This is a genomic window from Streptomyces viridochromogenes DSM 40736 (assembly GCF_000158955.1).
Classification (GTDB): Bacteria; Actinomycetota; Actinomycetes; order Streptomycetales; family Streptomycetaceae; genus Streptomyces; species Streptomyces venetus.
The window spans coordinates 190,158-196,391 of record NZ_GG657757.1 but is presented as its reverse complement, the minus strand read 5'-3'; the positions used below and the strand labels follow the sequence as shown (position 1 = coordinate 196,391).

The 6,234-nt window shown below is 73.1% G+C and carries 7 protein-coding genes and 1 pseudogene; 5 read left to right on the top strand and 3 right to left on the bottom strand.

The window, feature by feature from the left end; translation table 11 throughout:
* From SSQG_RS00905 to SSQG_RS00895, 3 genes and pseudogenes are all read right to left on the bottom strand, one after another.
* Positions 1 to 751, bottom strand: a 751-nt coding sequence (locus SSQG_RS00905; RefSeq protein ID WP_003987758.1) for an LLM class flavin-dependent oxidoreductase, incomplete at its 3' end; no start/stop codon positions are given.
* A gap of 201 nt (positions 752 to 952) precedes the next feature.
* Entirely contained in the window at positions 953 to 1,207 is a 255-nt protein-coding gene (locus SSQG_RS00900; protein WP_039931717.1) for an EF-hand domain-containing protein, read from the bottom strand.
* Positions 1,208 to 1,319: 112 nt separating this feature from the next.
* A pseudogene (locus SSQG_RS00895) lies at positions 1,320 to 2,015 on the bottom strand (helix-turn-helix transcriptional regulator); the annotation flags it as partial.
* Positions 2,016 to 2,078: 63 nt separating this feature from the next.
* On the opposite strand from SSQG_RS00895, the gene SSQG_RS00890 reads away from it, so the two are divergent.
* From SSQG_RS00890 to SSQG_RS00870, 5 genes are all read left to right on the top strand, one after another.
* Entirely contained in the window at positions 2,079 to 2,516 is a 438-nt protein-coding gene (locus SSQG_RS00890; protein ID WP_003987755.1) for a hypothetical protein, read from the top strand.
* Between the two features lie 89 nt (positions 2,517 to 2,605).
* The gene (locus tag SSQG_RS00885) at positions 2,606 to 3,010 is read left to right on the top strand and encodes a cupin domain-containing protein (RefSeq protein ID WP_039931716.1); all 405 of its coding nucleotides are present in this window, start codon (positions 2,606 to 2,608) and stop codon (positions 3,008 to 3,010) included.
* Positions 3,011 to 3,166: 156 nt separating this feature from the next.
* A complete protein-coding gene (locus tag SSQG_RS00880; protein WP_003987753.1) occupies positions 3,167 to 4,408 on the top strand; it encodes a glycosyltransferase in 1,242 nt (413 codons plus the stop codon).
* A gap of 248 nt (positions 4,409 to 4,656) precedes the next feature.
* On the top strand, positions 4,657 to 5,280 hold the full coding sequence (locus SSQG_RS00875) for a hypothetical protein (protein WP_003987752.1): 624 nt from the start codon (positions 4,657 to 4,659) through the stop codon (positions 5,278 to 5,280).
* Between the two features lie 162 nt (positions 5,281 to 5,442).
* Positions 5,443 to 6,177: a DUF1775 domain-containing protein gene (locus SSQG_RS00870; protein ID WP_003987751.1), complete on the top strand. Its 735-nt coding sequence runs from the start codon at positions 5,443 to 5,445 to the stop codon at positions 6,175 to 6,177.
* Positions 6,178 to 6,234: the final 57 nt, after the last annotated feature.

Here is a 6,234-nt window from a genome sequence, read left to right as displayed (position 1 = left end):
TCTCCGCGCTCACCGCCGCACTCGCCGCGATCTGCGCGGCGGCGTCGCCGAGGAAGCCGTAGTAGTCCAGGAGGTAGCCGTCAGCGTGCGCCCGGGCATCCGGGCCGAGCGCGAAGTAGGCCAGCGAGAGCTTGCGCGGCGTGCCGGTGCGCCCCGCTTCCTTCCACGCCGCGTCGACGCCGGCCGAGGCCTCCGCGAACATCTCCGGCGTGCCACCACCCATGATCCAGCCGTCGGCCAGCCGGGCCACCCGTCGGAAACCGGCCGGGGTCGAGCCGCCCAGGAGGAGCTCGGGTCCGCCTTCGCGCACCGGCTCCGGCCCGATCGCACCGGCGAATCCCCGCTCCTCGCCCGACCAGACGCGCTTCATCTCCGTCAGCTGTTCCTCCAGCCGACGCCCCCTGCCCTCGGTGGACAGACCGCTCGCGGCGAAGTCGTCGTCACGCCCGCCCAGCCCCACACCGAGCACGAACCGCCCTCCGGACAGCCGGTCGAGCGAGGCCGCCTGCTTCGCCAGCAGCGCGGGGTTGGTGTACAGCGGCCCCAGCAGCACGCTCGTCGTCAGCCGGATCCGGCTGGTGACCGCCGCGGCCGCGCTCAGCGCGACCAGCTCCTCGTACCCCGGGTACACCAGCCGCCCGATCGTGCCGAGCGTGCTGAACCCCGTCTCCTCGGCCCGCCGGGCCCACTCCACGAGAACCGAACCCTCGGTCCCCGGAACCGTGTTGGGAAGGCCTATACCGATGTCCATCGTCCACCTCCGGTGTCGAGAGGAGACCTCCTACCCGTCAGGTGCCCGGCGAACCTGTGTGACGCACTGATCAACGGGCGCGCAGCCCCCTGCCGAGCCGGGAGTCGCAGGAAGCCATCGGGCCCCAGGCCGTGGTCACTCTCGGGCGGTGTGGCCACGCGGTGATCCACACGGCTGTCGCAGGCGTCGCCGAGCCCGGTGTCAGCTCCAGCCGAACCGGCGGTCCACCACCGCCGCGAACTCCTCGAGCGTCACGACCCTGTCCCCGTTCTGGTCGGCGGTGTCGAACAGCGCGGAGGAGGCTTCGGCGTCCTGGACTCCCCAGAACGGCACCACGCCCGAGGCGGCCAGGGACGGTCCCTTCGTGCGCAGGGCGACGATCACCTCTTCGCGGGTGAGCATCCCGTCCTGATCGAGGTCCAGTGCCTCGAACAGTCTGCGGGCCTTGTCACTCATGATGGTCCCCGTCTCCTGCTGGACCGGCGGCGGATCCGTCCCGTCCACCGGGGAAGACGCCTCGCGCGCTGTCCGGGTTGCCCCGGGCGGGCGCGGGCCGTTCGGGTGGGGAGGAGGCCGGCTCCAGGCGAACGCAGCAGTAGCCGGGACTCGGGGCCAGGCAGGCCTGGAGACCGCTCTCGTCGAGACCCTCGAGGGCGCCGCGGAGCAGGTGGAGGTTCATGCCGCAGACGGTCTCGGTGTGCTCGCGGGCGAGCGTGTGGAAGGGGCAGTTGCCCAGCACGATCGCAGCACCGTCCGAACGGGGCTCGAACCCGTACCGCTCCAACAGGCCGAGCACAGTCGTGTCGCCCTGCCCCGCGAGCTGTCCACCGAGGTCGTGGGCCTTGCGGTGCAACACGGCGCGCACCGGTTCGCCGGTGGCCTCGGCTTCCTCCACGGCTTGCGCGAGGAGGCGTCCGGCCAGCTCGTAGTGGCGCTCGGGCAGGTTGACGGTGACCTGCGTGGTGGAGCGCTTGTAGAGCTTGGCCGGCCTGCCGGCTCCCGGGCCGGTGCGACCGCTGCGCCGCTCGTAGACGACGTCGAGGAGCGACTCGTCCGCCAGACGGTCCAGATGGAAGGCCGCGGTCTGACGTGCCAGCCCAAGGGCGGCGGCGGCTTCGTCGCGGCTCACGGGCCCCGGCTGGCGCACGACGTGGTCGTACAGCCGCCTGCGGGTCGGCTCGTCCAGAGCCGCGACCGCGGAGACGGCCGTGTCGGGTACTTCTTCCGGGTGGTCCACGAACACCAGTGTAAAACCCACAGCCATTGACTAAAGAACGTGCGCGCGCTTCTATCGATAGTGAGAGTTGTCGATAGAAGGAAGGGCGTCATGTCGTCCGCAACCACAACCCCCGAGCCCGCCGTCTCCCGGAGGGCCGCGTTCACCGACCCCGGCTACCAGGCGTTCGCCATCCTGCGTGTCGGCTTCACCGTGGCGCCGATCCTGTTCGGGCTGGACAAGTTCGCCAACCTGCTCGTGGACTGGCCCCACTACCTCGCGCCGTGGATCGACGACGTCGTGCCCGGCAGCGCCCAGACGGCGATGTACGCCGTCGGTGTCGTCGAGATCCTCGCGGGCCTCGTCGTGGCCGTCGCCCCGCGCTTCGGAGGGTGGCTGGTGGCCGGATGGCTGGCCGGCATCATCGTCAACCTGCTGACCATCCCCGACTACTACGACATCGCGCTGCGCGACTTCGGCCTTCTGCTCGCCGCGGTCGCCCTGGCCCGGCTGGCCCAGCACTACCGCCACGAGCGGCTGTCGCACTGACCGCCGGCGACAGCCCGGCCGGAACGCGACGCCCGCCGCCGCACCCGGCCGGGTCCGGCGGCGGGCGCGTGTGGCAGGGTGGCGCATCGATGACTGAAGCAGAGACGCCCCCCGGCGCCGCCGGTGCCCCCGTACCGCGGGTTCTGGGCAACACCGAGTCGATCGTGGCCGGCGACTCGACCGCGGCGGGTGCGCTGTGGCGACTGTCCGAGCCAGGACGGCAACTGGACGCCAATCTCATCCGCGTCCCGCCCGGAGCGCGTATCGACACGCACACCGAGCCCGACCTCGACGTCCTCCTGCTCGTCGTCGCCGGAGACGGCACCCTGGCCACGGAGGCGGACCCACAGCCCCTGGCTCCCGGCAGTCTGGTCTGGCTGCCGCACGGCAGCGCCCGTGGCCTGATCGCGGGCGACGGGGGCTTGTCCTACGTCACCGTCCACCGCCGCCGCCCGGGCATGCGGATCGGGTCCAGGCCCAGCACCGGCACCTGACAGCCGCGCCTCGCACGGCCGCGAAGGCCCGACGCCGGCCTGGCGTCTGAGCCCGCCCGAACAGTCCCGGTCGCACCGTCCCCCGCACCGGCGATTTTCGTCCATGTGCCGCCGTACGCAGCGTGTCGCCCGTCCGGCCGGTCCACACTGAGACGCATGCGGGTGGTGATCATGACGGCGGGGTCGCGCGGCGACGTCGCGCCGTACACCGGGTTGGGGGCGGGGCTGGCACGGAGCGGGTACGACGTCACGCTCGCCACCCACGGCCTGTTCGAGCCGCTGAGCGCCGGTTCCGGGGTGCGGTTCCACGCGACTCCGGTCGACCCGCACGCCGTGCTGCACTCCGACCACGGCCGTGGTCTGCACGCCAGCACCACAGGGCTCGGCAAACTGCTGCGCGCGGTGGCCATGGCGACGTCGGCGGCCGAGGAGATGACCGACTCCCTGGTCCGGGCGGCCCACGGCGCGGACGTGGTGCTGGCCGCCGGTGCCGTGGCACCGCTGGGCCGTGCCATCGCGGAAGGACTGAAGTTGCCCAGCCTGGGGCTGTTCCTCCAACCCCAGCATCCGACACGCGAGTTCGGGGCGCCCATGCTCGGCGGACGCTCGCTCGGCTTCGTGGGCAACCACCTGGGCGGACTGGCCGTCGCCACCGCCGTCGACCGGGTCTTCACCCGGGCCCTGCACAGACTGCGCACCCGGCACGGGATGACCCTGCGCGGCGCGGCCGCCGCCCGCCGGGCCCACGAGCGGGCGCGCTGGCCCGTGCTGCACGGCTTCAGCGAACTGGTGGTGCCGCGCCCCGGGGACTGGCGACCCGGACTGGAGATCGCCGGGTACTGGTGGCCGTACGACACCCGCGCGCTGCCCGGGGAACTGGAGGACTTCCTCGCCGCCGGGCCCGCCCCGGTCTTCGTCGGACTGGGCAGCGCCACCGTGCCGGACCCCGGCAGACTCAGCGGTGAGATCGTGCGCGCCCTGCGCGCGGCGGGACTGCGGGGCGTGATCCAGCAGGGCTGGGCCGGTCTCGCCGCCCGCGACGACGATGTGATCACGGTCGGCGACGTGCCGCACGCGCCCCTGTTTCCCCGGATGGCCGCCGTGGTCCACCACGCCGGAGCCGGCACCACCGCCGCCGTACTGCGCGCGGGCGTCCCCACCGTCCCGGTGCCCGTGCAGTTCGACGCCGGCTTCTGGGCGGCCCGCCTGGTCGAGCTGGGCGCCGCGCCCTGCGCCGTCCCCCTGCGTCGCCTCACCGCCGACACACTCGCACCCGCCTTGCGCCGGGCCGTGAGGAACCCCGCCCACCGCGACAGCGCCCAGGCCCTGGCACGGCGACTGGCCGAGGAGGACGGCGTGGCACCGGTCCTGGCCGCGCTCGACCGACTCGCCTCGTGAGCGCAGGCTCACGACAGCGGCACCTTCGTACGCACCGTCCGCACCCCCGCGGGCCGCTGGTCGTCCGAGGATCTGTTCACTCGCGCGGAACACGACCGCGTCATCACGACAGCGAACGACGTGGACCTGAGACGCTGAGCGCCCCCCGCTTGTGGCGTGGATCACAGCGGGCGGATTGAGTCGGGCACCCGGGGCGGTTCCGTACCCTCACGTGACGTGTGGGACCGGGACTGCGAGGATGAGGCGCCATGACCGCTGGGGGGTGTTCTCGCACGCTCAGGGCCGCTGTCTTCGCGGCGGTCTGCGTGCTGCTCGCCTCCCTGGGCCACGTCATGATGTCGGAAATCGCGGTGCCCTGGTGGGCGATGGCCGCGGGGGCGACGGCGACCGGCGGCACGGCCTGGCGGCTGGCCGACCGGGAGCGCGGTCCGGCACTCGTCGGCTCCGTCGCGGTCGCCACCCAGGCCCTGCTCCACGCGTTCTTCTCACTCGCCCAGCCGGTGGGGCCCGCAGCCGCGGGCCACGGCTCGGGGACCCCCCACTCCATGGGGGCCATGGACCACGTGGGAGCCGCCCATGCCCCGGATCACGGCATGGGCGGCGTGTCCTCGTCCGGCATGCTCGCCGCGCACCTGCTCGCCGCGCTGCTGTGCGCACTGTGGCTCGCGCACGGCGAGCGCGCCGCGTTCCGCATCCTGAGGGCCCTCGCCGGATGGCTCATGGCGCCGCTGCGCCTGCTCCTGCGACTGCCCGCACCGCCGCACCGGCCGCGCGTCCGCGCCCGGAACCGCTCTCCTCGAAAGCCGCGGCGGCTTCTTCTCAGTCACGCGATCACCTCGCGAGGTCCACCCAAGGGGACAGCTGTCGCCTGACGACAGCCGGCTTCCCCGGGGCGCGCCCCGGGCATCGGCCGTGGCGCACGTACGCCCGGCCGTACTCACTTCACCCCTTCACGGGTCCCGCCGTGCCGCTCGTCGCCGCGCAGGCCGGCGCCCCCACAGACCACCGCATGACAGAGAGCTGGAGCACTCACCGTGACCAGGAAGACCTGCACCACCGCCGTCGCGCTCAGCGCGGTCGCCTTCGCCATCGCCGTCGCCACCGCGGGCCCGGCCGCGGCCCACGCCGAGGTGGAGGCGGAGGGCGCCCGGGCCCTCGACAAGAACGTCTCGCTGACCTTCTCCGCGGAGTCGGAGTCCGCCTCGGCAGGTATCAGCAAGCTGGAGGTGGTCCTGCCCGAGGGCATCACCCCGCAGGACATCACCTACGAAAAGGGCCCCCAGGGCTGGAAGTTCGCCCCCACGGGACGCGGCTACACGGTGTCCGGGCCGAAGCTCGCCGTGGGCGAGGACGCTGAGTACGTCGTGACCGTACGGCAGTTGCCCAACGCGAAGGAGCTGGTCTTCAAGACCCTGCAGAGCTACAGCGACGGCAAGATCGACCGCTGGATCCAGCTGGAGGAGGAAGCCGAGGGCGACGGCCACGGACACGGGCATCCCGCGCCCCGGCTGAAGCTGAAGGCCGCCGCTCCCGGCGCCGAGTTCGTGAGCCCCGGCCCGGAGGAGGAACCGACGACTCCCGCCCCGCCGACGGGGACCGCCTCGGACGAGCCGGGCGCCCCGTCGTCCGCGCGGCCGGTGGCTGACGAGACGAAGGACGACGACGGCATGTCCTCGTCCGTGCTGCTGGGCGTCGGCCCGGCCGTCCTCGTCCTCGGCGGTGTCGCCGGTGCCTGGTGGCTGAAGAAGCGCCGCAACCGGTCCGCCTGAGGCCGGCAACCCGGTGGGGCACTGACACGTGCCCCACCCCCGAGCGCTGCGAAATCG